Origin of the sequence: Mycobacterium sp. E3298 (genome assembly GCF_001666895.1) — a bacterium.
GTDB lineage: Bacteria > Actinomycetota > Actinomycetes > Mycobacteriales > Mycobacteriaceae > Mycobacterium.
Genome location: NZ_LZJB01000573.1, coordinates 1 through 701, shown reverse-complemented (window position 1 = coordinate 701; position 701 = coordinate 1). Strand labels below are relative to the sequence as shown.

Below are 701 nucleotides of genomic sequence, written 5' to 3'. Positions count from 1 at the left end.
TGGTCGCGGTCGCCGCGCGGGGGGCCACGTTGACGTTGATCCGGGACGGCGAGCCGATCGAGGCGCTCGACGCGATGAGCTCGTGGTGGACCGCGATTCACGGGCACGGCCACCCGGTGCTGGACGCGGCGCTGACCACGCAGCTGGGAGTGATGAACCACGTCATGTTCGGCGGGCTCACGCACGAACCGGCCGCCCGGCTGGCGCAGCTGCTGGTGGACACCACCCCGGCCGGGCTGGACACCGTGTTCTTCAGCGATTCCGGATCGGTGTCCGTCGAGGTCGCGGTCAAGATGGCGCTTCAGTACTGGCGCAGCCGCGGCCGGCCCGGCAAGCACCGGCTGATGACCTGGCGGGGCGGCTACCACGGCGACACGTTCACGCCGATGAGCGTCTGCGATCCCGACGGCGGCATGCACACGCTGTGGACCGACATCCTGGCCCGCCAGGTGTTCGCCCCGCAGGTCCCGCGCGACTACGACCCCGGCTACACCGCGGCGTTCGAGCAGCAGCTCGCCGAGCACGCCGGCGAACTGGCGGCCGTCATCGTCGAACCGGTGGTGCAGGGCGCCGGCGGGATGCGCTTCCACGACCCCCGCTACCTGCGCGACCTGCGCGAGCTGTGCCGGCGTGCTCGGCGAGCTGCTGCTCGAACGCCGCGGTGTAGCCGGGGTCGTAGTCGCGCGGGACCTGCGGGGCGA

The 701-nt window shown here is 72.2% G+C and carries 2 pseudogenes; one reads left to right on the top strand and one right to left on the bottom strand.

Going from position 1 to position 701, the window contains the following annotated elements:
• Nucleotides 1–632 (top strand): annotated as a pseudogene (locus A9X05_RS26070) (aminotransferase class III-fold pyridoxal phosphate-dependent enzyme); the annotation flags it as partial.
• On the opposite strand, the pseudogene A9X05_RS32440 reads toward A9X05_RS26070, so the two are convergent.
• Nucleotides 625–701, bottom strand: a pseudogene (locus A9X05_RS32440) (hypothetical protein); the annotation flags it as partial. The pseudogenes A9X05_RS26070 and A9X05_RS32440 overlap by 8 nt on opposite strands.